The 21,165-nt window shown below is 61.2% G+C and carries 26 protein-coding genes; 12 read left to right on the forward strand and 14 right to left on the reverse strand.

Annotation, left to right across the window (positions count from 1 at the left end; translation table 11 throughout):
* Positions 1–789, forward strand: a complete 789-nt coding sequence (tpiA, locus tag RG2_RS13515) for a triose-phosphate isomerase (RefSeq protein WP_033232129.1) — start codon at positions 1–3, stop codon at positions 787–789.
* Between the two features lie 66 nt (positions 790–855).
* On the opposite strand, the gene RG2_RS13520 is transcribed toward tpiA, so the two are convergent.
* The gene (locus RG2_RS13520; RefSeq protein ID WP_033232128.1) at positions 856–1,638 is read right to left on the reverse strand and encodes a tyrosine-protein phosphatase; all 783 of its coding nucleotides are present in this window, start codon (positions 1,636–1,638) and stop codon (positions 856–858) included.
* A 186-nt stretch (positions 1,639–1,824) separates the two neighbouring features.
* Between RG2_RS13520 and secG the strand changes: the two genes are divergently transcribed.
* From secG to RG2_RS31800, 6 genes are all read left to right on the forward strand, one after another.
* Positions 1,825–2,058, forward strand: a complete 234-nt coding sequence (gene secG, locus RG2_RS13525; RefSeq protein WP_033232127.1) for a preprotein translocase subunit SecG — start codon at positions 1,825–1,827, stop codon at positions 2,056–2,058.
* Positions 2,059–2,132: 74 nt separating this feature from the next.
* The gene (gene ppc / locus RG2_RS13530) at positions 2,133–4,913 is read left to right on the forward strand and encodes a phosphoenolpyruvate carboxylase (RefSeq protein ID WP_033232126.1); all 2,781 of its coding nucleotides are present in this window, start codon (positions 2,133–2,135) and stop codon (positions 4,911–4,913) included.
* 274 nt (positions 4,914–5,187) lie between these two features.
* Positions 5,188–6,447 (forward strand): PucR family transcriptional regulator, encoded by a 1,260-nt coding sequence (locus RG2_RS13535; protein WP_033232125.1) that lies wholly within the window; start codon positions 5,188–5,190, stop codon positions 6,445–6,447.
* 350 nt (positions 6,448–6,797) lie between these two features.
* The gene (locus RG2_RS31790) at positions 6,798–6,941 is read left to right on the forward strand and encodes a hypothetical protein (protein ID WP_165826291.1); all 144 of its coding nucleotides are present in this window, start codon (positions 6,798–6,800) and stop codon (positions 6,939–6,941) included.
* A 44-nt stretch (positions 6,942–6,985) separates the two neighbouring features.
* On the forward strand, positions 6,986–7,129 hold the full coding sequence (locus RG2_RS31795; RefSeq protein WP_165826289.1) for a hypothetical protein: 144 nt from the start codon (positions 6,986–6,988) through the stop codon (positions 7,127–7,129).
* Between the two features lie 62 nt (positions 7,130–7,191).
* Positions 7,192–7,359, forward strand: a complete 168-nt coding sequence (locus RG2_RS31800; RefSeq protein ID WP_165826287.1) for a hypothetical protein — start codon at positions 7,192–7,194, stop codon at positions 7,357–7,359.
* 73 nt (positions 7,360–7,432) lie between these two features.
* Here the strand turns inward: RG2_RS31800 and RG2_RS13540 are convergent, their stop codons facing one another.
* From RG2_RS13540 to RG2_RS31490, 3 genes are all read right to left on the reverse strand, one after another.
* Positions 7,433–7,633, reverse strand: coding sequence for a hypothetical protein (locus RG2_RS13540; protein WP_033232250.1), 201 nt, complete (start codon positions 7,631–7,633; stop codon positions 7,433–7,435).
* 244 nt (positions 7,634–7,877) lie between these two features.
* Positions 7,878–8,189, reverse strand: a complete 312-nt coding sequence (locus RG2_RS13545; protein ID WP_133637958.1) for a hypothetical protein — start codon at positions 8,187–8,189, stop codon at positions 7,878–7,880.
* 43 nt (positions 8,190–8,232) lie between these two features.
* Complete coding sequence (locus tag RG2_RS31490; RefSeq protein WP_072782528.1) at positions 8,233–8,589, reverse strand: hypothetical protein; 357 nt, start codon at positions 8,587–8,589, stop codon at positions 8,233–8,235.
* Positions 8,590–8,979: 390 nt separating this feature from the next.
* Between RG2_RS31490 and RG2_RS13555 the strand changes: the two genes are divergently transcribed.
* Positions 8,980–9,555 (forward strand): Chromate resistance protein ChrB, encoded by a 576-nt coding sequence (locus RG2_RS13555; RefSeq protein ID WP_051730339.1) that lies wholly within the window; start codon positions 8,980–8,982, stop codon positions 9,553–9,555.
* Positions 9,552–10,727, forward strand: coding sequence for an MFS transporter (locus RG2_RS13560; protein ID WP_230590038.1), 1,176 nt, complete (start codon positions 9,552–9,554; stop codon positions 10,725–10,727). The genes RG2_RS13555 and RG2_RS13560 overlap by 4 nt, the downstream gene beginning before the upstream one ends.
* Before the next feature lie 69 nt (positions 10,728–10,796).
* On the opposite strand, the gene RG2_RS13565 is transcribed toward RG2_RS13560, so the two are convergent.
* The 5 genes from RG2_RS13565 to RG2_RS13585 all read right to left on the reverse strand — a co-directional run bounded on the left by RG2_RS13565 (position 10,797) and on the right by RG2_RS13585 (position 14,643).
* Positions 10,797–11,216 carry a hypothetical protein gene (locus tag RG2_RS13565; RefSeq protein WP_230590037.1) on the reverse strand — a complete coding sequence of 140 codons (420 nt, stop codon included), beginning with the start codon at positions 11,214–11,216 and terminating at the stop codon, positions 10,797–10,799.
* 203 nt (positions 11,217–11,419) lie between these two features.
* Positions 11,420–12,349: a TIGR01777 family oxidoreductase gene (locus RG2_RS13570; RefSeq protein ID WP_230590036.1), complete on the reverse strand. Its 930-nt coding sequence runs from the start codon at positions 12,347–12,349 to the stop codon at positions 11,420–11,422.
* Positions 12,346–13,023, reverse strand: a complete 678-nt coding sequence (locus RG2_RS13575) for a TetR/AcrR family transcriptional regulator (protein ID WP_033232122.1) — start codon at positions 13,021–13,023, stop codon at positions 12,346–12,348. The genes RG2_RS13570 and RG2_RS13575 overlap by 4 nt, the downstream gene beginning before the upstream one ends.
* 77 nt (positions 13,024–13,100) lie before the next feature.
* Complete coding sequence (locus RG2_RS13580; protein ID WP_033232121.1) at positions 13,101–13,427, reverse strand: TfoX/Sxy family protein; 327 nt, start codon at positions 13,425–13,427, stop codon at positions 13,101–13,103.
* Positions 13,428–13,506: 79 nt separating this feature from the next.
* Positions 13,507–14,643, reverse strand: a complete 1,137-nt coding sequence (locus tag RG2_RS13585; protein ID WP_033232244.1) for an FAD-dependent oxidoreductase — start codon at positions 14,641–14,643, stop codon at positions 13,507–13,509.
* An 83-nt stretch (positions 14,644–14,726) separates the two neighbouring features.
* Here RG2_RS13585 and RG2_RS13590 point away from each other — a divergent pair, with 83 nt between their 5' ends.
* Complete coding sequence (locus tag RG2_RS13590) at positions 14,727–15,398, forward strand: TetR/AcrR family transcriptional regulator C-terminal domain-containing protein (protein WP_033232120.1); 672 nt, start codon at positions 14,727–14,729, stop codon at positions 15,396–15,398.
* Positions 15,399–15,550: 152 nt separating this feature from the next.
* On the opposite strand, the gene RG2_RS13595 is transcribed toward RG2_RS13590, so the two are convergent.
* A complete protein-coding gene (locus tag RG2_RS13595) occupies positions 15,551–15,901 on the reverse strand; it encodes an iron chaperone (protein ID WP_033232119.1) in 351 nt (116 codons plus the stop codon).
* 70 nt (positions 15,902–15,971) lie between these two features.
* On the opposite strand from RG2_RS13595, the gene RG2_RS13600 reads away from it, so the two are divergent.
* Positions 15,972–16,556, forward strand: coding sequence for a hypothetical protein (locus RG2_RS13600; RefSeq protein ID WP_033232118.1), 585 nt, complete (start codon positions 15,972–15,974; stop codon positions 16,554–16,556).
* Between the two features lie 50 nt (positions 16,557–16,606).
* The gene (locus RG2_RS31805) at positions 16,607–16,747 is read left to right on the forward strand and encodes a hypothetical protein (RefSeq protein ID WP_155276677.1); all 141 of its coding nucleotides are present in this window, start codon (positions 16,607–16,609) and stop codon (positions 16,745–16,747) included.
* Here RG2_RS31805 and RG2_RS13605 read toward each other — a convergent pair.
* The 4 genes from RG2_RS13605 to zwf all read right to left on the reverse strand — a co-directional run bounded on the left by RG2_RS13605 (position 16,744) and on the right by zwf (position 21,162).
* A complete protein-coding gene (locus RG2_RS13605; RefSeq protein WP_033232117.1) occupies positions 16,744–17,670 on the reverse strand; it encodes an SDR family oxidoreductase in 927 nt (308 codons plus the stop codon). The two genes, RG2_RS31805 and RG2_RS13605, sit on opposite strands and share 4 nt — an antisense overlap.
* A 306-nt stretch (positions 17,671–17,976) precedes the next feature.
* Positions 17,977–18,717: a 6-phosphogluconolactonase gene (gene pgl, locus RG2_RS13610; RefSeq protein ID WP_033232116.1), complete on the reverse strand. Its 741-nt coding sequence runs from the start codon at positions 18,715–18,717 to the stop codon at positions 17,977–17,979.
* Positions 18,710–19,618 (reverse strand): glucose-6-phosphate dehydrogenase assembly protein OpcA, encoded by a 909-nt coding sequence (gene opcA / locus RG2_RS13615; protein ID WP_116538796.1) that lies wholly within the window; start codon positions 19,616–19,618, stop codon positions 18,710–18,712. The genes pgl and opcA overlap by 8 nt, the downstream gene beginning before the upstream one ends.
* Positions 19,618–21,162, reverse strand: coding sequence for a glucose-6-phosphate dehydrogenase (gene zwf, locus RG2_RS13620; protein ID WP_033232114.1), 1,545 nt, complete (start codon positions 21,160–21,162; stop codon positions 19,618–19,620). The genes opcA and zwf overlap by 1 nt, the downstream gene beginning before the upstream one ends.
* Positions 21,163–21,165 lie beyond the last annotated feature (3 nt).

The following is a 21,165-nucleotide window of genomic DNA, read 5'->3' on the forward strand; positions in this document are numbered from 1 at the left end:
ATGGCACGTAAGCCGTTGATCGCCGGCAACTGGAAGATGAATCTGAACCACCTCGAGGCCATCGCCTTGGTGCAGAAGATCGCGTTCTCCTTGCCTGCGAAGTACTTCGACAAAGTGGACGTCACGGTTATCCCGCCGTTCACCGACATCCGTAGCGTCCAGACGCTGATCGAGGGCGACAAGCTCCTGCTCACGTACGGCGCGCAGGACGTCTCCGCTCAGGACAGCGGTGCATTCACCGGCGAGATCAGCGGCTCCATGCTGGCCAAGCTCGGATGCACCTACGTCGTGGTCGGACACTCGGAGCGTCGCACCCTGCACGGTGAGACCAACGAGCTTGTCCTCGCCAAGACCAAGGCTGCCTTGAAGAACGACCTCACACCGATTGTGTGCATCGGTGAGGGCCTCGAGATTCGCGAAGCAGGCAACCACGTCGCCTACAACGTGGAGCAGCTCAAGGGTTCTCTGGCCGGCTTGAGCGCGGAGGAGATCTCCAAGATCGTCATCGCGTACGAGCCTGTCTGGGCAATCGGCACCGGTCGAGTCGCTTCTGCTGAGGACGCTCAGGAAGTGTGCGCAGCGGTTCGCGGCACGGTCGCCGAACTCGCCGACGCTGACGTGGCTGCAGGCGTACGAGTCCTGTACGGCGGCAGCGTCAGCTCCAAGAATGTCGGAGAGATCGTCGGCCAGGCCGACGTCGACGGCGCTCTTGTCGGCGGCGCGTCACTCAAGGCGGACGAGTTTGCCACGTTGTCTGCGATTGCAGCGGGCGGGCCACTGCCTAGCTAGCATGTGATCTGAAAAGAACAGTGGGCGCGTAACCGAAATGGTTACGCGCCCACTGTTTTTGCATTCTCAGGCAACCAGTTTTGAGCCGAGTGCGTCGATGGTGTCGGCGGTGAGGCCGAGTCCGTCGTGCAGATAGTTCTCAATTGACGAGTAGCTGGCGCCCACCTGCTCGAAGGCTGCACCGAGGTAACTCTCCTCGACGGTCAACATGACACGGACCACGTCGGCCCGACCGATCGCAGCCGTTTGAGCAATACGCTCGGCAGCCGCGTCGACGTAAGCCGCGGAGTAGGTGTTGGTGAGCAGATAATCGTCGACGATGGTCTCCTGCGGAACCCCTGCGAGAGTCTGCAGCAACGCTGCTGCCCAACCCGTGCGATCCTTTCCGGCGGTGCAATGGAACAACTGGGGTCCCGGTGTTGTCGCGAGCGCGGTAAGCAATTGGGAGAACCCGGCGCGGGTCGCGTCGTCGGTCACAAAACTGCGATTGAGTTCGCGCATGAAATCCTGCGCAGAGTCGACGGTGCGGATTGCCAGAGCCGAGTTCTGAATTGTTCCCGGAAGGATCGGGATGTGTGTGTACTTGGCTGCCGAGAGAATGGTGTCCGGGGTTTCCGAAGCCTCGGCCTCGGAGCGAACGTCGTAGACGGCGGTCAGGCCCAACGATTCGACAACAGCCAGATCCGCCCCGGTGGGGATGAGGACGTTGGCACGGTAGAAGACACCGCGCCGCATGGTGGTCCCGCTTGATGTCGAGTATCCGTTTCCGGCGACATCTCGGAAGTTGTGGACGGAAGCGAGACGCGGAGTGCTCTCGTGTGTTGTGGGACCAGTGGTGTCGGTGTGCATCAGAACAAGCCTTCCGAAGGTAACGTCGCGTCACTTCGAAACTAGCGGGCCGGAAACTCGGCGTTGTGATCGGTACCACCGAACGAGACAACCTGTCGCACGGGTATGTGGTCGGGTTAGCTGTGATCGCCTGTATGGTGTTATCGGTTGTAGTTGTCCCTATTGGATTGGTGGCCGTAGACAGACATGGAACTGTTCTTGGATATCCTGCTGGTCATCACCAGCTTGCTCTTGATTCTGCTGGTGCTGCTGCATCGGGCCAAGGGCGGCGGGCTGTCGAGCCTGTTCGGCGGCGGTGTCCAGTCCAGCCTGTCCGGATCGACAGTGGTCGAGAAGAACCTCGACAGATTGACTGTTTTCACCGCTCTGATCTGGGTCATTTCGATCGTCGGCATCGGCCTGGAGATCAAGTTCGCCTGATCGCCTCCCATCACGTATTTCACACAGAACCCCGCCATCGAGCGGGGTTCTGCGTTTCCGTTGATAATTGAACGATGACCGAATTCGTCTCGAATCAGCATCGTGAAACACCACGCGAGGCCACCGAGCCACTGCGTGAGGACATGCGGCTTCTCGGCGGGATCCTGGGGCAGATTGTTCGCGAACAGGCCGGCGACACCGTATTCGATCTTGTTGAACGCGCCCGGGTGGAATCGTTCCGAGTACGCCGTTCCGAAATTGACCGCGCCGAACTGGTGTCGTTGTTCGCTGGAGTCAGCACCGCAGACGCTATCCCGGTGATCCGTGCGTTCAGCCACTTCGCCTTGCTCGCCAATCTGGCTGAGGACATCCACCGTGAGCGTCGGCGCGCCATTCACATCAATGCCGGCGAACCACCGCGTGACAGCACACTGGCCGCTACCTACCGCAAACTCGACGGTGCGGACATCAACTCCGCGACTGTCGAAGATGCACTGCGCGGCGCCCTTGTCTCACCGGTCATCACAGCTCATCCGACGGAAACGCGTCGACGGACAGTCTTCGAGACACAGTCTCGCATCACCGAATTGATGCGCTACCGCGAACGCACGGCGTTGAGCGTCGGGGAAACCGCGGACGTCGACCTGGACTTGCGTCGGCAGATTCTTACTCTTTGGCAGACCGCGCTGATCCGGCTCTCGCGTCTACGAATCCAGGACGAGATCGAAGTCGGATTGCGTTACTACGACGCAGCCCTGTTCGAAGTCATTCCCAAAATCAACGCCGAAGTGCGCAAGGCGCTTCGCAGCCGGTGGCCCGACGCAGATCTCCTGCGTGAGCCGATCTTGCGTCCGGGTTCCTGGATCGGCGGTGACCGCGACGGTAACCCCTATGTGACGGGGGAGATCGTGCATCGCGCGACGACCCGAGCGGCGGCCACGGCAATCGAGCATCACCTCGCCGAACTCGAACATCTAGAGCGCGAGCTGTCGATGTCGGCGCGGTTGGTCACGGTGACACCGGAATTGGATCTTCTGGCATCGACCTCGGGTGACGATTCGGTGTTCCGGGCGGACGAACCCTACCGTCGCGCAATCCGAGGAATCCGTGGACGCCTCACCGCCACAGGACTTTCCATCTTGGGGGAGATGCCCGCGCACGGCGGCGACTCCGGGCTGGAGGCATACCGCGAACCCGCGCAACTTCAGCACGATCTAGCTGTCATCGACACGTCACTGCGCCGCAACGGTGACGCGGTGATAGCCGATGATCGCCTCGAACGTTTGCGAGAAGCCGTGGAGGTGTTCGGGTTTCACCTCTCGGGTCTGGACATGCGGCAGAACTCCGAAGTTCATGAGAGCGTCGTTGCCGAGTTGTTGGCCTGGTCGGGTGTTCACCCGGACTATGCGTCGTTGTCGGAATCGGAAAAAGTGGACCTGCTCTCGGCGGAACTGACCACCCGTCGGCCGTTGACGTCGCCGGATGCGGAGTTCTCCGAACTGACGACCAAGGAACTGGCGATCATGCACGCCGGTGCCAAGGCAGTTCGAGTTCTGGGCGCCGGTGCTGTTCCCAACTACATCATCAGCATGTGCAGCTCCGTGAGCGACATGCTCGAGGCCGCGGTCCTGCTCAAGGAGGTGGGAGTTCTCGATCCGGGTGTTGGTGGTGAGCCGTCATGCCCCATCGGCATTGTTCCGCTGTTCGAGACGATCGAGGACTTGCAGGGCGGCGCGGCAACATTGCTTGCCACGCTCGACATTCCGATTTACCGAGCCATCGTGACGTCCCGGGGCAACAGCCAGGAAGTGATGCTCGGGTACTCCGATTCCAACAAGGACGGTGGCTACCTGGCTGCCAATTGGGCGCTGTACCGCGCAGAACTCGATCTGGTCGACGCCGCACGGAAGAGTGGAATCCGGTTGCGGCTCTTCCACGGTCGCGGCGGAACCGTCGGGCGTGGTGGTGGACCCAGCTACGAGGCAATTCTTGCGCAACCTCCCGGAGCTGTCGAAGGTTCGCTGAGGATCACCGAGCAGGGTGAGGTGATCGCAGCGAAATACGCCGAGCCGCGGTTGGCTCATCGCAACCTCGAGACGCTCATCGCTGCGACGTTGGAGTCGACGTTGCTCGACGTCGAAGGGCTCGGAAGCGACGCCGAGGCGGCGTACACCGTTCTGGATGAGCTTGCTGCCCTGGCGCGTACCGCGTACAGCGAATTGGTCCATGACACACCGGGATTCGTCCAGTACTTCGAGGCGTCGACGCCGGTTGCAGAAATCGGGGCACTCAACATCGGTAGCCGACCCGCCTCGCGTAAGCAGACCAAGGCGATCTCCGATCTGCGTGCGATTCCGTGGGTGTTGTCCTGGAGTCAGTCACGCGTCATGCTGCCAGGCTGGTACGGCACAGGCGCGGCTTTCGAGCGATGGATCGACGGCAACCCGGAGCGTTTGGCGACGCTGACGCGTTTGTACGAGAAGTGGCCGTTCTTCCGGACTGTGCTCTCGAACATGGCGATGGTGATGTCGAAATCCGACATGGGCTTGGCGGCCCGCTACGCGGAGTTGGTTCCCGACGTAGAACTGCGTGATCGAGTCTTCGGCATGATCACCGACGAGCATGCGCGAACCGTTCGGATGTACAAGGAGATCACCGGCTACGACGATTTGTTTGCTGACAATTCAGGCCTGGAACGTTCCGTCCACAACCGTTTCCCGTATCTCGAACCGCTCAATCACTTGCAGGTCGAGTTGATCAGGCGATATCGATCAGGTGACGAGAGTGACCAGGTCCGGCGCGGTATTCAGCTGACGATGAACGGCCTGGCCACGGCGCTGCGGAACAGCGGCTAAATAGCGGTCATTTTGCCCACGCCGGGAGCCTCCGGTGTAGTCGGTCGGCGTGACCATGTCATGCCGACCGACCAGAAATCCAAATTGTCTCATTTGACAATTGGACGACCGTTCATGTGGTAGACATCACATCGCCTGACGTAATCGGGAACGGCAGACGCAAGCGGCTAAAGTCCTCAATTCGGGCACCGCGGCGGGTTTCTCATTCCCTGACGCGTCGAGCCGCCGGCCATCGCGCCGCGCGACACTCTTGTCTCGAGGAGGCTTGTCTACGATGTCCACTGCGCTGTTGAATACCTCGGGGCCGCTGATGCTCGGAGGCGAACCCGCCTCCACTGCGGTCCGCGACTTCGTCCCGCTGGCGGCCGAACTTGTGAAGAACTTCTCCCGCGCCAACGCAACCTTCAAAACCCTCAACCTGGAATCCGTTCAGGAGGATCTGGTTGCGGTGACCGCGCAGGGGTTGCAACTGGCGATCCAACTCATGGACCACAGGAAGCTGCCGACCGACCGCGACCTGGACAGTATTCACACCCTGACCGTCCGGCAGGCCCGCCAGGGTGTCCCGCTCAGTGCCATCCTTGCCGTAACAGACGAGGCCATCAGCGTCATTCGGAACCTTATCCTCAGCAGAGCGGGCGTCGAGGACTCTGCCAACCTCAAGGAGCTCAACCACCTCCTGTTCACAGTCGCGCAGCGCCTTCATTCATTCATCTCGGTCAGCTATCTGGCGGCGATCCCTGCCGGCGCCCAGCTCGAGGGGAGCTCCGCCGGCGCCCTCGTCAAAGCCATGTTGGATGGAGACGATCCCACTGATCTTGCGTTGCAGTTGGGTATCGAGCTCGCACCCCGCTATCTCGTTCTGCGGCTCCTCGTGAACCTACCGAAACCTCGGCCGGGGGCCAGGGACGGCGCGCATCAGCGCCTGCAGGCATACCGTGATCTCGCCGCGGCACAAGCCAAGGTTGCTGCCCACTTCGGAGCCAAGTTGCTCGAAGCCCCGGCGCCGCAACGCGGCCTGGTCCTCATCGAGGGCACACCACACTGGGGGTTGGTGTGCCAAGTCGTGCGTCAGGCGACGGCCAAGATCGGGGTGCAGATCACGGCGGTCGGCGAGAATGCCGCACTCGAGGATCTCCCAGCGGCCCAGGCGACCACCCGCGAGTTGGTCCACCTCGTCCGGAGGCTCGGGCTGCCGGCGCAGTCATACCGGATGGAGGACCTCGCGCTCGAGTATCAATTGACCCGGACCGGCCCGGCGCGCGACAGCCTGATCGGCCTACTCAGGCCGCTCGACAGCAACCCTGAACTGTTGCAGACGCTGTCCGTGCACTTGTCGAACGACCAGCACCGGCAGCGCACCGCGTCAGCGTTGGGCCTGCACACGAACACTGTCGACAACCGGATCAAGCGCATTGCACACCTCACCGGATTAGACCCGACTTTGCCCTCTGAGCTGCTTAAACTGCGTGCGGCGATGATCGCACTGACCTTTGTCAGCACCGACGTGGACATCCGTCCAGTGAAATTGTGAAACCTCACATAACTCACTGGTAACAACCCACTTTTGATGGCTGGACCCCACTTTTCAGTAGACAACCGGGATATAAAAATGTGGCGCGAATCACCGCGCAGACCAGTAACGAAAAAGGGGAAAGACATGATCAACGGCCAGGAAAACGCCCTCCTCGGTGCCTTCTTCGACACGATCCTGCAGCTGTTCAACGCAGGCAGCACCGGAACTGGCTCGACGAACGGCGGCGGCGTCGCCTAGGGACGCATTTCGTGCCCCTGTGCGAGATCCTTCGCACAGGGGCACGTTTCTCGCCCCCACGATCTGAGGGGGTGACCACACCGCCACCCCGCTTAGGCCAGGAGTAATACATGATCGCCTCACCAACGACCGGCGCTTTGGCCGTCGTCATGAACACCGTCCTGCAGATGTTCAACGCGGGCAGCAGCTTTCTCTTCACCAATAACGCTCCGCTCCCGGGCGGCGGCGAAGATCCCACGACGCCCGTGCCCTGATCGATCTACCCGCTCGCACCGTAACGTCGCAGACAGGAATCATCGTGATCAACTCGCCGTACACCCAGGGCAGCCTGGTCATCGACTTCGGCTCTCTTGCCAGCGCACTCGGTTTCGGAAGTGCCGGCCCGATCGTCTCGTTCGGCAGTGCCGGAAGCATTGAATTCAGTAGTGTCGGCGGACTTTGACAGACCTCACTGTCTCCCACGCACATTCGTATCCACCCGCGAAACAGAAAGCAGGTCTTCCTGTGCCTACAATTCCGCTCACCGGTGACCCCGTCGTGATCAACATAATTGTCCAGCTTTTCAGCGCAGGCAGCAGCAATGCGCTCGCACTGGGCGGTGTCGGGAGCAGCGGTCTCGGTAGCACCGGGCTCGGCAGCTTCGACTCAGCGAGCATGGGCAGCGCCGCATAGCAGCCATCGTTCTGCGTGAACTGCTCCCCGAATCTCGGACTGACGAGTTCAGTTCTGACATTCGGGGAGCAGTTCAGTTCGAGTAGTCTCGTAGCGTAAAAACGAACCCGACTGCAATCGCGGCACCTGCCAGGACATACACCGCAATCCGCAACCATGTCGGGCCGGCAAAACTGACGGCAATCGCCGCAGCCAGAGCCACGATGATCATCACGACGCCGTAAGCCGGTGTGCGTTCCGGATGTGCCGCGTGTCGATGCTGTGAATTCTCCACTACTTCACTGTGCGCCACCGTGGTTGGCAGATGCAATGGTGCGTGGTTTGTCACCGTGAATACAACTGTGTTTCGAGACCTGGGTTCGCGTGGACGGATTCGAGCCGGGCAAGGTCGGCGGAGACGACAAGCGTGTCCATGTCGTCCATCCCGGTTGCGCCGCACCAGGTTCGGTCCGCGGGCCACCAAAAGTTCGGGGTGCGCGTCCGTGTGGCGCGGTGTGCGGGGGGCCGGGCTGTCGTGACTACCTGGTAGTTCCACCCCTCGCGCACGGACCCGGGCGTCCGACACTATTGGGAAACCACGCTCCGACGATCTCGGAAAACTGCGTCCCGACAATCATCTCTGCGCCCACGGCAGTGGCGACCTGGGACCATGTCACCGCTCGCGGCTCGCCGTCGTCATGGATATAGGCCGGGTGCAGGATTCGCAGAACATGCGGGTAGCGGTCGGCTAGCCAGTGACCCGTCGGTCCTGCGTCGGGGTACGGGTAGGGCGCGAGCCATGTCGCGCTATCCGGCAACGAATCGCCGATCCAACCTAGGCGTGGGGGCACACTGCGATTCTCCATGCGTTGTCGCGGCGCTGCGTGAGTGCGATCAGGAGCAGACTTGTTGGAACGTTGTGGCGCCCGGTCGTAATAGATAGCGCTTCTCTCTCCCGTCAGCCTCGAAAACAGCTGCAGTTTCGGATAACCGGGTCATAGTGCCCTTCTGGTACGGGTCGTCCCAACCGGAGGGCGAGTTATTTTGCCGAGCATCGGTGTTGACCGCTTCCCAGTATTCGCCGGCGAACTTGGCCTCTCGCGCACCGCAGTGGGTGTACATCGTGTAGCTGTAGGCGGTGCCGATTTCAACCTTCTCCGGTGATGGTTCGGACGGAGCGCCGCATCCAGCCAGGCCCGTTGTGAACAGCGCCGCTATGCTCAGCCACTTTGCTACCGAAAGCCTTGTCATACATTGACTTTAGCTTTTGGGACTTTAGCTTTGGTGCGTTGATTGATCGCCGCGAGTCAGTGCCAGGTGTTCCACCACTCCGCATTCCACAAGGGGAACCAGCCATGGCGTCCAGATCTTCCAACTGGTTGCGAGTCCGTAAGGCGGAATCGGATCATCAAGGCACCTCCTGATGGTACGAAAATGAACGGCTCGACCGGTGGTACTTCACAGTGGTGTCGGTCCGGGTTGTCGGTGTTGTCGGGTCGACCGTCTTTGCAATTCGATCCTGGCGGAACCGAAACAGACCCACTCAGAGCAGTGTTGGCAGCCCAGATGAGGGTAAGTGAGCGATGCGGAAGGAAAACGAGCTTCACACTTTGAGATGTAACGGGTGATACATTCTCCAGTGTGAATTCCGAGTCATCCGTGAGTTGGCGGATAATCCTGATCAAGATTGCTGCCGAGCCGACGCGTCACCGTGTTGCCGTGTGGCGAGAACTGCGCAAAGTGGGTGCGTTGTCGATCGGGCAAGGCACCTGGGCTGTGCCCAACGTTCCGGCGTTCGCGGCGGGGGTCGACCGTGCGAAAGAACTTGTCGACCGCGCGTCCGGTGAAATTGTCTTCCTCAACGCAACGGGTGCGAGCGAGGAAGACAACTCGCGATTCGCCGCGATGTTCACCGCGGCCCGCGAGGAAGACTGGACCGAATTCCTGTCGGACTGTGCGAAATACGAGGCCGAGCTCGACAAGGAGATCCGGATCCAGAAATTTACACTCGCAGAACTCGAGGAAGAAGAGCAGAGCCTGGACAGGCTTCGTCGCTGGCATCGAGACTTGAAGGCGCGCGACGTATTCGGCGCGAGGAATGCGGAAAGCGCAACGGCGGCGCTCCAGCAGTGCACCCTGCGGTTCGAGGACTACTCGGAGCGAGTGATCAACGCACTGCACTCTCCTGAAGGCATTGACGACGGTGATCTCACATGAGTGACAACAAAGCCCAGGTCGAAGGCGCGCGATGGCAGATGTGGCCGCTGTACGCGGCCGGGTTCACGACTGCATTCGGAGCCCATGCCGTTGCGGCGAACCTCGTGTTCGATCTCGACGATCTGGCGAATTCGCTGCTCTATCTCGGTCTACTGCTGGCCCTGTACGACGGCGCCGAAGTCCTGCTCAAACCTGTGTTCGGCACGCTGGCAGATCGGATCGGTGCCAAGCCGGTCCTGCTCGGCGGGCTCGTCGCGTTTGCCGCAGCATCGTTTCTGTTTGTTGTTGTCGCGGATACGGATTGGTTGTGGTTGGCGCGGCTCGGCCAAGGTGCGGCAGCATCGGCATTCTCGCCGGCTGCAAGTTCTTCGGTGGCTCGATTGACCCGAAAAGGCAAGCACGGCAGTGCTTTCGGAACCTACGGGTTCTACAAAAGTCTCGGCTATACCCTCGGTCCGTTGCTGGGCGGTGTGATCGTGTGGATGGGTGGTCTCACACTTCTGTTTGCAGTCATGGCCGTCCTCGCGCTGGTTGTCGCGATCTGGGCCAAGGTCGTGGTACCTGCGCTTCCGCCGCTACCTCGGGCCAGGCAAACCGTGGTTGATTTGGCTCGTCGCCTGAGTGATCGTCAGTTCCTCGGTCCCACCGCAGCTCTTGCGGCGTCGACTGCCGCACTGTCGGTCGGTGTGGGGTTTCTCCCAGTTGCCGGCGTTGATGCGGGCCTTGGACCGATAGCAACAGGTGCGGCCGTGTCAGTACTGGCGTTGTGTGCGGCATTTGCTCAACCGCGAGCAGGGCGAGCACTCGACGCGGGAAAAATCACCGTCGAGCGAGGTGTGGCATGGGGATTGGTTGTCACCGCCGCCGGTCTGGCGCTTGCCATGATTCCGGGGCTGGTCGGGATTCTCACTGCGGCAGTTGCTGTCGGCATCGGCACCGGCATCATCACGCCCCTCGGCTTTGCCGCACTTGCTGCATCGACGCCCGAGGAGCGCATGGGTCAAACCATGGGTGCAGCCGAACTGGGACGTGAACTCGGTGACGCGGGCGGCCCGCTGATCGTCGCAGGCGTGGCAGCCGTCGCGACACTGACGGCGGGCTTCGGGGTACTTGCCGTAATAACACTGTTGATCGGCGCAGATTCCGCGCGTCAGCGCAACGTCCGTTCATGACGCCGTCGATGCTCCGTGGCTCGGTTGCCGGGAACGTCAGGTTGAAACGCCGCTCGTAATCTCGAGGCTCTAAGTGGTGGCCTGCGCTCTGATCAGTTGCGCGAGCGTCGATGACGTAATGCACAGAACTAGCGCGGAGATCACGACCAACCAGAGCCCCCATCCCACTGACGGTCCAATGATCTTTCCGGCGATCTCGGTACCGCGTTGGAGTATGCAGGCGGCGTTGCCGACGGCAACGATCAAGACTGCGATTCCCGCCAAGGGGCCAATGCAGTGGTTCTTCACCTGCGGTGTGACGCCCCTCGAAAGAAGCGGAGTCAATGCGAAAGCCGCACCGATCCCGAGGATCAGGGTGATCACGCCGCATTCGCCGATACCGGAACTACCCAGCGCGAGGAACGACGTCCACGGACCGATGCTGCCGATGATGATGCCGACACACGAGAGCGCTGCTGCGATCAGATTCGGCCTGAAATGAGCAGGCATCGGCATCTGAGGTACCCGGGGTGAAATCCCGAACGGCTGCTGCTCATACGGCTGACTTACCCGAATAGTCACTGGGTGGACCGACTCTCTCTAACAGCGTTGTTGCTCGTGTCTAGCTTCTTCGGAGTCTAGGGACCGCCCTCTGTGTTGTGACCGATTCGACAATATTCAATTGAACGTGAGTGCAGACCTGGCCCGGACAGTCAGCCCAAAGCAACGGGAAGCAAGCCTCGCGGAGTGTCCTGAACTATCTGGTTGAGCGCCGTGTCCAGCGTCGGAAATGTGAACTCGAAGCCGGTATCGGCGAGCACGCCCGGGTCCACCCAGCGGCTCTTGAGCACTAGCTCGGCTTCGGTGCGTATTACGCGTGCGCCCAACTTCAGCATCCAGTCGGGCGTCGGCAACCCGCGCGCTCGACCCAGGGATGCACGCACCTCACGCATCAACACGTCGTTGGTCACCGCAACGGGCGAGGCGACATTGACCGGACCGGAGATGGCCTGGTGCTCGTAGACGTGGGTGATGGAACGAACTAGGTCATCGGCGTGAACCCAACTGAACATCTGCCGACCGTCGCCCATTCTTCCGCCGAAGCCGACGCGGGCCAGATTGATGAACGGATTTATCGCCCCGCCGCCGGCGCCGAGCACGATCGACATCCGCAGCGCCACCTTGCGAACGGTTGTCGGTGCCTCGAACAGCTCTTGCTCCCAAGCTCGCGCGACAGCCACCGAGAATCCTGTTCCCAGCTCGCCGGTCCTCTCGTTCATCGGCCGATCACGAGCGTCTCGATAGATTGTGCCGGTGCTGGCATTTATCCAGAGCGACGGCGGCTGCGGTGTGCGGGCCAGTGCGCGACCAAGCTGCGCCGTGGTTTCCACGCGTGAGGAAAAGATCTCATCGGCGTTGCGCTTGTTGTAGCGGCAGCTCACCGAGCGTCCGGCGAGATTGACAACCAGATCCGCTCCATCCAGAACGTCGACGACGCCTTGTCCGTCGGACCAAGCGGCATCACACGAGTCGCCCCGCCCGATCGTCCGAACATTGATCCCACTGGCTTCGAGCGAGCGACGAAGGTACTGCCCGATATAGCCCGACGCTCCGCAAATGACGACGCAATTCATGGTGCTCATCGCACGGTCTCCTCTTCTCGCGCAGTGACTTTGGCCATCAATTTCGCGACGTCACCGACCAAGCTCCTGGCCACTGGTAGGCGGGCGAGCTTGACGGTTTTCGCGACCACTGGGGCGAGACCGTCGACCAATGCACGCGTACGTGCTTGTCCGGGCGACGAATCGGTGACCCAGTGCAGAGTCACACCCATATAGGTGAGCCACAGAAGTGTGGGGAGCTGTTTCTCCAATGAGGGCGGTGTCCGCTGGTGGGAGGCAGTCAGAGCCTCGCGCATCAGATCGATCGCCATTGCTCGGGCATCGGTGGACTCGACCGAAAACGGGCTGGATCGCGAGGTGGTAGGTAACGCACTTTGCAGGAATGTTCCGCCGAAGTCGTGATAGGGCGTCATGACATCGAGTCCGGAGTGCAGAACTGTCTTCAGGTTCTCCGTGAGTGAGCCGCCCTGGCGCAACAGTGGAAGTGCCCGATCGCGGTGATCGCGCTGGACGACTAGATACAGCTCATGGACAAGTTCGTCCTTGCTGGCGAAGTAGTAGTAGGCATTTCCGAGAGAGACGCCTGCCTCGCTTGCGATCCGGCGCATGGTTGTCGACTGGAAGCCCTCGTCGCGGAAGAGTCGCAAGGCGGTATCCACAAGCTTTTCCCGCGTCTCAGTTCCGCGACTACTCATGACGTCTCCTAGTTTTGAACGTGTTCAAAACTGAGTCTACGCGCCATAGTTGAACGTGTTCAATTAGAGGTGTGAGGCTACTGTGAGTGCGCGAAATCCAGGGCTTCCTTGATCCAGGCGTTGAACTCCACGGTTGAACTGGTGCCAGTGCGATCGACCTCGACCCACCCTTTGCTCATCGGCCTTCCGCGCATGTCAGGCCAGTGTGCGCCCTTGTGTAGCAGCAGTTCGTCGACGCGTTCCGGCGCGCAGCGGATCAAGAGGTTGCCGTGAGAGTTCGCTGCGACCGCCAATTGTCCGTTGACCATGTAACTCAGGCCGCCGAACATCTTCACCTCACTGACGTCGTCCTCGCTCACGAGTGCATCGCGGATCCGGTCTGCCAGTGCTTTGTCGTATGTCATGCGACCATCCCTCGATGTCGATATCGCGTACCCGGTACGGATATGTCTCACAAGCGTGACATGCGACGACCGATAAGCGTTACGAATGCGCAGGCTGTGGGGCGGTGAAGAACTCGACGAGTGAGACCGGAGCGCGGTCGCCCAGGCAGATTCTCAGGATCACGTCTGCGTCCGCCGCTTCCGATTGGCTGCGGGAGAACATCGCCGCTTCGTAGTCGGCAAGTGCCTCTTCGAGATTGTCTGGATGCGCTGCAATCGCCTTCCCGAGTTCGGCGCCGTCGTACATTGCCAAGTTCGCTCCCTCGCCGGACGGCGCCATCAGGTGCCCCGCGTCACCGAGGAGCGTCACTCCTGGAACACGGTCCCATTGGTGATCATTCGGGAGTGCGTGGATCGGACGCGAGATCAGCGCGGTTTCGCCCGCGGTGATGAGCGCGGTGAGTTCTGGTGCCCACCCGTCGAATTCGGCTGCGACTCGGGCGATCGATGCGGCTGTGTCGGTGAAGTCGATGCTCGCAATCCACTCGGCGGGCCGGTTCAGTTGAACGTACGTGTGAATGACGCCACCGGACTCGCGGTGCGCGGTGATTCCCTTACCTGGGGCGAGCGCATACAGAGCGCCGCCGCCGACTACGTCGGCTGTCGCAGGGTGTCGCTCGTCAACATCGTGCAGGTATGTCTCGATGAATACGGTGCCCACGTACTCGGGTGTGGCGTCGGAGAGTAGAGGTCGAATCTTCGACCACGCGCCGTCGGCGCCCACGAGAAGGTCGGTAGTGACGGTTGTGCCGTCGTCGAAGGTGAGTTCGTGCCGGCCGTCGCCGAGGGAAACGGCACTGGACACTTTCCGCCCCCACTCAATGGTCCCGTCAGGTAGTGAGTCGAGCAGGATCTGGCGAAGATCCCCGCGAAGCACCTCGGGGCGTCCACCGGTGCCGTCGTCCGGTTCGTCGAGCAGCACCGTACCGTGTTGGTCGAGTATCCGTGAAGCCGCGCCACCTTCGTGGATGATCGCGCGGAACTGGTCGGTGAGACCGGCCGCTGCGAGCGCGAGTTGCCCGTTGTTTTCGTGGATGTCGAGCTGACCTCCCTGCGTGCGGGCTTCGGCAGAGGGTTCCGACTCGTAGATCGTTGCAGCGATGCCGTGAACGTGTAGGACACGCGCGAGGGTGAGGCCGCCGAGGCCGGCTCCGATGATCGTGACTGGAGTTGTCATGGTCTTCATTCCTTTCAATGAAATTGGAACGTTGTTCCATTGTCGATCTTGGAACAGTGTTCCAGATATGTCAAGATGGACAGATGGACACAAAGTCGCAGCGGAACGAACGACGCACGGATGCACTGTCGAAAGAGCGAATCGTCGAGGCCGCGATCGAGATCCTCGACACCGAGGGCGAGGGCGCGCTGACATTTCGCGCGTTGGCGTCTCGCCTGGCAACCGGAAGTGGCGCAATCTACTGGCACGTTGCAAACAAGAACGAACTGCTTGCAGCGACGACCACCGACGTCATCACACGTGTCATGACCGGCGTCGTCCCAGGGGCGACGCCGCGGGAAACCATCCGCACTACGGTTCTCGAGGTCTTCGACGCGATCGACGCACACCCGTGGGTCGGCACCCAGCTCTCTCGTGAGCCGTGGCAGTCCGCGGTGCTGAAGATATTCGAAGGCGTTGGCCGGCAACTCCAAGAACTCGGAGTTCCCGAATCCGCGCAGTTCGACTGCGCTTCCGCACTCGTGAACTATGTCCTCGGCCTGGCCGGACAGTATGCCGCAGGGGCCCGCCTTCACGCACGCGAGACGGATCGATCGGCCTTCCTCGCGACAATCACCTCAGGGTGGGAACAACTCGACTCAGCCGAGTACCCGTTCTTACGTCAGGTGGCACCGCAGTTGCGTGATCACGACGACCGCGACCAATTTCTTGCCGGCATCGATCTCATCCTGGCCGGAATCGCGACTGTCCGATAGACGGCGTTCGCCCTTGGTTGCTACTGACCCATTCCGGAGAGCCGAATCTTCGATACCGCCGCTGCCGCAGGGGGATTGTGCATCCGCGCGGTTGATCAACCGCGCGGATGCACAATTCGCGCGCGGATGTTGGAAGCCTTCGGGAAACCGGGTTAGTGTCTGGCCGCGAGCAATTCGGTAATCCTCGCGACGAGGTCGAGCGGGATCGGCTTGTTCAACGGAAACTTCGCCGTCGCTTTGGCTGATCGATACGGGTCGATTGCCTTCTCGAATTCGGCGTCGCCCTCGGGGAGTGGATACATCGAAATGTGGTGTTTCCATCCGGCAAAATGCACCAGGCTTTTGCCGTCGACCGTGATGGTCGGCATTTGGTAGCTGATGGTTTCGCCGACGCCGGGGACTGCTTCGTGGATGGTCTGACGGACGCTCTCGAGCACAGGTTGCACATCGATCGGGAAGGACGCGATGTACTGGTCGATCGTCTCGGGGCTTTCTGTGGTCACGTGTCGAACATATCGTCATCGAGCGTTGTCGACTGTGCATTCGACAATCGATTGAGCAGTATGGTGCCTTATGCGGTGTTCACGGGAATTGCTGGGCGTTGCGGCCGTCGCCTTGTTAGTGGGATGTGGTGCGCCGAGCAACAACGCGGACGACGTTGCGCCACCGACGTCGCGAGTGAATGTGCCTGGCCTGGTGGAACCAACCTGCCTGGCCGGCAATCTTCTCGGATTCTCGGACTTGCCGCAGGCAGCAGCACCGGTTCCAGAACCGCGGCCGATCCCGGCTGATTTTGTGCCCGTCCGAGTGGTCACATGTGAGGGTGACTGGAGCGCTGGCGTCGTAGAGCACTCAGTGTCGTGGGTCGAGGAACGACGCGAGGGCGATATGGACGCCGTTATTGCAGGCTACCGGCTTCCATCAGATACACCGCCGGAAATGCGCACCTGCTTTGTGGACCAGCCGACTCCTCCGATTGTGTGGCTCGTCGACGATCAAGGCCTGGGACTGCTCGCTCCGGACCTGCCGACAAATGAGTGTGGCGCGTTTAAGTGGGAGGCGATCACTGCCATCCGGGAGCTGCCGGTCACTGAACGGATTGTCCACCTCATCCCAGTTTCGCCGACGGTCGAAGCTCGGTTCATCAAACCGGAGTGATGGGTCAGGCCCCCGATCTACCCACGCGTTCTGAAATGAGACCATTAGGTATGGCGAATCTGGAACCTTGGGAAATCTCGAGATTGACTACCCACCTTCGTGCATATTTGGTCAACGCGAAGCGCTTTGTTCAAGGGTGGTCATTGCGTGAGGTCGAGGACAAGCGCGACGACCATCGTGCCGTCGATTAGTCCGGCTTCGGCTGCCAGAAGTTGGGCCTCGAACCATCTATGTCGGGGAACCCGTACTCTGCTCCGAGTTCACCTGAACTGACAGATCGTTGATTCCATCGGGCCCGATTCGGATCGGCGGCAAGGGCGGCCACTGCGCGTCCGACAAATCTCGGCGACTCGGAACGAGCTAAATCAGGTGGCGCAGTCGGCCCATCCCGATTCGGCAGTAGTGCGTCGCGCCAATTCGATTCTGTGACACCAAAATTATCGAGCATCATCTCCGATCGCAGGAAACCCGGAGTAATGGCAACGGCGGAACATCCGAACGGGCCTAGTTCATGGCCCTGCGAATATGCGAGCCTGTTCACCGACACTTTTGCCAAGTCGTAGAACACCGAGATGCGATAGTTCGAGGCGTTGTATTCGGTAGTGCCATCGGTTATTTCGACAACCAGTCCACCTGGCCGATCGATCATGAGCGGCAGCAGATGATGCGACGTGGTGATGTGGGTGTCGATCGCCAGGCGCAAGATGTGAAAGCCTTTGTCCAGATCGTGTTCCCATACCGGAGTGTTCCACTCCGCCGGTCCACCCTTGAGTAACTCTGCGCCCCAGATGTCATTGACCAAGACGTCGATATGTCCGTAGTCGGTGCGTAATTGCTCAGCGAGATCAGCAACTCGAGTGCTCTTGAGGTGATCGACGGCAATCGGTACTCCGACGCCACCCAATTCGGTGACCAGAGCGGCGGTCTCCTCGATGGTTTCGCTCCGCGGGTAGTCCGATTGAAGGATGCCGGTGGACGTGCTCCGTCCAGTGCAGATAACCGTGGCGCCCGCCTCGCCTAATGCTGCGGCGATTCCGCGTCCAGCGCCCCGCGTTGCCCCGGCAACAACAGCTACACGCCCGCGTAGGGCATCACGTTGAGGTGTCCACGCCATTGTCCGATTCTGCTCGCCGGCGCTGCCACGTTCAAGGCCTCGAAACGCAGGAGGAACCGAAAGCGCTCTGGGCGCGTCAAAATTCATGAGTGCTCAAGAACATGGACCGGGGGGGAACATGAATCGTTGTGTCGGGCAGAGTGCCGAGTGGAGAAACGGTGTCACGCCGATGAGTTCGGTTGTGGCACGAAGAAATTCGAGCAGGCTAGCGATTGTGCGTAGCGGCCGTCGTGGGGGAGTGGCCACAGAAGTTCCACCGGCACGGGAGTCGCCCGAAGACGACTCCCGGCCGGAGTGAATCTCAGATCAGGGCAACTGCGAGGCAGCGTCCGAATCGAGGAACCACCGGGTGGCAACCAATCCTGTGGCGCCGGCACATGGCCAGTCGACCGCTGCAGCGCCGCCAACGGCAGCAGCAACAGCTTCAGCCTTTGCCGCGCCGGAAATGAGCAGCCACACTTCCTTCGCGCGCTGAACGGCGGGCAAAGTCAGAGTGATGCGGACCGGCGGGGGCTTGGGGGAGTCCGTCACCGCGACCACAAAACGAGACTCTTCACGAACCGCGTCGGTGTGCGGGAACAGAGAGTTGATGTGTCCCTCGCCGCCCATGCCAAGCAGGTGTACGTCGAATGTGGGGACCTGCTTGCCGTGCGCCTGCGCGCCCAGCAACTGCTCGTACGCTGTTGCCGCGCCGTCTGGATCGCCTTCGTAGATGCCGTCGGACGCAGCCATCGGATGTACCCGATCCGGATCGACCGGAACATGATCCAGTAGCGCCTCGCGCGCTTGAACCTCGTTACGCTCCGGATCGCCGGCCGGGAGGAAACGCTCGTCGCCCCAGTACAGGTCGATCTGCGCCCAGTCGATATCACCGGGAGTTTTGCGCAACTTTTCGAGCAGTGCGATGCCGGTTCCGCCGCCGGTCAGAACGATGGACGCAACGCCGCGAGCCTTCTGAGCCTCGACGATGGTGTCTACCAAACGTGCGGCGGCCGCATCGACCAACTGGCCCGCGTCCGAAAACTTTTCTACGACAACATCACTCATATGTCACCTTCTCGAGGCCGGTCAGCGCCTCTTCGTAGATTTCGTCAGGATCGAGTCGACGCAGTTCTTCGGCGAGGCAATCGCGTGTCTCCCGGCGACCAAGGGACACAAGCGCATCCGGCTGACCTGTCCGGATCAGCGTTGCAGTTGTGCCCTCCTGCGGGCGGCTGATGGAGATGCTGCGCGTCTCGAGCTTCAACTCGACATTCAGTGCGCCGGTGCGGCGGTATACCGGAACTCCGGTCTTCGCAGCCAACCAGCCAGCCAGAATGTCCAGTGCGGGTTCGGTTTTCAGGCCGGACACCACAGCAGAGGTGACGTTTTCGTGTGGCGGCAGATCGAGCGCCGACGCCAGCAGCGCGCGCCAGTAAGTTACACGGCTCCACGCCAGATCGGTGTCTCCGGCGGTGTACGACGCGAGCCGCCCCTTGATGGTTGCCGTCGGATCGGGTGCACCGGTGGCGTCGGTGATACGACGGACGGCGAGCTTGCCCACCGGATCCTTGGCCGGAATCGCGGGAGCCTCGAGCGGCCACCACGCGACTACCGGTGTGTCCGGGAGCAGGAACGGGATGACAACACTGCTCTCGTGATCTGCCAGCGGACCGTAGAGACGTAGCACCACAACTTCCGAGGCGCCGGCGTCGCCGCCGACGCGGATCTGAGCGTCGAGGCGTGGTTCGCTTTGCTCGTCGCCGCGCAGCAGCACGATGACGCGACACGGGTGCTCGCGGCTTGCTTCGTTGGCTGCCTCGATCGCTTCTTCGGCGTTGCCGGTGTCGCGGGTGCAGACAACAAGAGTCAACACACGACCCAACGTGACAGCGCCGCCGGTCTTGCGTACCTCGACCAGTTTCTTGCTGACCTGGACCGTGGTGGTTGACGGCAAATCGAGAATCACTAGGGTCGCCTCCATTCGCGTCCGGTGCGGTTCAACATTTCGTCGGCAGATTCCGGTCCCCAGGTACCGGCCTCGTACGGGTCCGGTTTGCCGCCGGCAGCCCAATGCTCGAGGACGGGATCGAGGATCTCCCAAGACAATTCGACTTCGGCATTCACCGGGAACAGCGACGGCTCGCCGAGCAGGACATCGAGGATGAGTCGCTCGTAGGCTTCGGGTGAAGACTCGGTGAAGGCCTGGCCGTACGAGAAGTCCATGTTGACGTCGCGTACTTCCATGCTCGATCCCGGAACCTTCGACCCGAAGCGCATGGTCACGCCTTCATCGGGCTGCACCCGGATGACCAATGCGTTCTGGCCGAGATCGTCGGTCATGGTCTTGTCGAACGGTAGGTGAGGCGCACGCTTGAAGACCACGGCGATCTCCGTGACCCGGCGACCCAGACGCTTACCGGTGCGCAGGTAGAACGGCACACCCGCCCAACGTCGAGTGTCGACCTCAAGCGTGATGGCCGCATACGTCTCGGTGATGGAATCAGCCGCGAAGCCGTCCTCTTCGAGAAGCCCGACAACCGGGAGACCACCCTGCCAGCCGCCCGTGTACTGGCCACGGGCGGTGGTCTCGTCGAGAGGTTCGGCGAGCCTGGTGGCGGAGAGGACCTTGATCTTCTCCGCTTGCAGGTTGAGCGGCTCGAAGCTGATGGGCTCTTCCATCGCGGTGAACGCCAGCAGTTGCAGCAGGTGGTTCTGGATGACGTCGCGAGCGGCGCCGATCCCGTCGTAGTATCCGGCGCGGCCACCGAGACCGATGTCCTCGGCCATCGTGATCTGAACGTGGTCGACGTAGTGCGCGTTCCAGATCGGATCGAACAGCTGGTTCGCGAAACGCAGAGCCAGGATGTTCTGAACCGTTTCCTTGCCGAGGTAGTGGTCGATACGGAATACCGTGTCCTCGGGGAACACCTTGTTGACCACAGCGTTCAGTTCACGAGCACTTTCGAGATCGTGACCGAACGGCTTCTCGATGACAACGCGTCGCCACTGGCCTTCTTCTGCCTGGGCAAGCCCGGACGACGACAACTGCTCGAGAACCTGCGGGAAATCATCCGGCGGGATCGCTAGGTAGAAGCCGTGGTTTCCACCGATTCCCCGCTCGGTGTCGAGTGTGGCCAAAGTGTCGGCCAGGTTCGTGAAGCCCTCGGAATCGTCGAAGTTGCCCTTGACGAATCGGATGCCGTCCGCCAGCCGCTCCCACACGCTCTGCCGGAACTTGGTGCGAGCACCGTCCTTGACGGCGTCCAGAACTACCTGTGCGAAGTCTGCGTCAGTCCAGTCGCGCCGGGCGAACCCGACCAGAGCGAATCCGGGCGGCAGCAGCCCTCGGTTGGCTAGGTCGTAGATGGCCGGCATCAGCTTGCGCCGCGCCAAGTCACCGGTGACCCCGAAAATCACCAGGGCACAAGGCCCGGCAATATGCGGAAGACGTTTGTCCGTGCTGTCTCTGAGGGGGTTGACCCAATCTGATGCCGCCGCGGAATCGCTCACAGG

The sequence above is a fragment of the Rhodococcus globerulus NBRC 14531 genome, from assembly GCF_001894805.1.
Classification (GTDB): domain Bacteria; phylum Actinomycetota; class Actinomycetes; order Mycobacteriales; family Mycobacteriaceae; genus Rhodococcus_F; species Rhodococcus_F globerula.

What these genes read in the sequence shown, in the direction of transcription:
- tpiA (WP_033232129.1), top strand. Translation starts at nt 1, where the DNA reads ATGGCACGTAAGCCGTTGATCGCCGGCAACTGGAAGATGAATCTGAAC.
- RG2_RS13520 (WP_033232128.1), bottom strand. Translation starts at nt 1,638, where the DNA reads ATGCACACCGACACCACTGGTCCCACAACACACGAGAGCACTCCGCGT.
- secG (WP_033232127.1), top strand. Translation starts at nt 1,825, where the DNA reads ATGGAACTGTTCTTGGATATCCTGCTGGTCATCACCAGCTTGCTCTTG.
- ppc (WP_033232126.1), top strand. Translation starts at nt 2,133, where the DNA reads ATGACCGAATTCGTCTCGAATCAGCATCGTGAAACACCACGCGAGGCC.
- RG2_RS13535 (WP_033232125.1), top strand. Translation starts at nt 5,188, where the DNA reads ATGTCCACTGCGCTGTTGAATACCTCGGGGCCGCTGATGCTCGGAGGC.
- RG2_RS31790 (WP_165826291.1), top strand. Translation starts at nt 6,798, where the DNA reads ATGATCGCCTCACCAACGACCGGCGCTTTGGCCGTCGTCATGAACACC.
- RG2_RS31490 (WP_072782528.1), bottom strand. Translation starts at nt 8,589, where the DNA reads ATGACAAGGCTTTCGGTAGCAAAGTGGCTGAGCATAGCGGCGCTGTTC.
- RG2_RS13560 (WP_230590038.1), top strand. Translation starts at nt 9,552, where the DNA reads ATGAGTGACAACAAAGCCCAGGTCGAAGGCGCGCGATGGCAGATGTGG.
- RG2_RS13565 (WP_230590037.1), bottom strand. Translation starts at nt 11,216, where the DNA reads ATGCCTGCTCATTTCAGGCCGAATCTGATCGCAGCAGCGCTCTCGTGT.
- RG2_RS13570 (WP_230590036.1), bottom strand. Translation starts at nt 12,349, where the DNA reads ATGAGCACCATGAATTGCGTCGTCATTTGCGGAGCGTCGGGCTATATC.
- RG2_RS13575 (WP_033232122.1), bottom strand. Translation starts at nt 13,023, where the DNA reads ATGAGTAGTCGCGGAACTGAGACGCGGGAAAAGCTTGTGGATACCGCC.
- RG2_RS13580 (WP_033232121.1), bottom strand. Translation starts at nt 13,427, where the DNA reads ATGACATACGACAAAGCACTGGCAGACCGGATCCGCGATGCACTCGTG.
- RG2_RS13585 (WP_033232244.1), bottom strand. Translation starts at nt 14,643, where the DNA reads ATGACAACTCCAGTCACGATCATCGGAGCCGGCCTCGGCGGCCTCACC.
- RG2_RS13590 (WP_033232120.1), top strand. Translation starts at nt 14,727, where the DNA reads ATGGACACAAAGTCGCAGCGGAACGAACGACGCACGGATGCACTGTCG.
- RG2_RS13600 (WP_033232118.1), top strand. Translation starts at nt 15,972, where the DNA reads ATGCGGTGTTCACGGGAATTGCTGGGCGTTGCGGCCGTCGCCTTGTTA.
- RG2_RS31805 (WP_155276677.1), top strand. Translation starts at nt 16,607, where the DNA reads ATGGCGAATCTGGAACCTTGGGAAATCTCGAGATTGACTACCCACCTT.
- RG2_RS13605 (WP_033232117.1), bottom strand. Translation starts at nt 17,670, where the DNA reads ATGGCGTGGACACCTCAACGTGATGCCCTACGCGGGCGTGTAGCTGTT.
- pgl (WP_033232116.1), bottom strand. Translation starts at nt 18,717, where the DNA reads ATGAGTGATGTTGTCGTAGAAAAGTTTTCGGACGCGGGCCAGTTGGTC.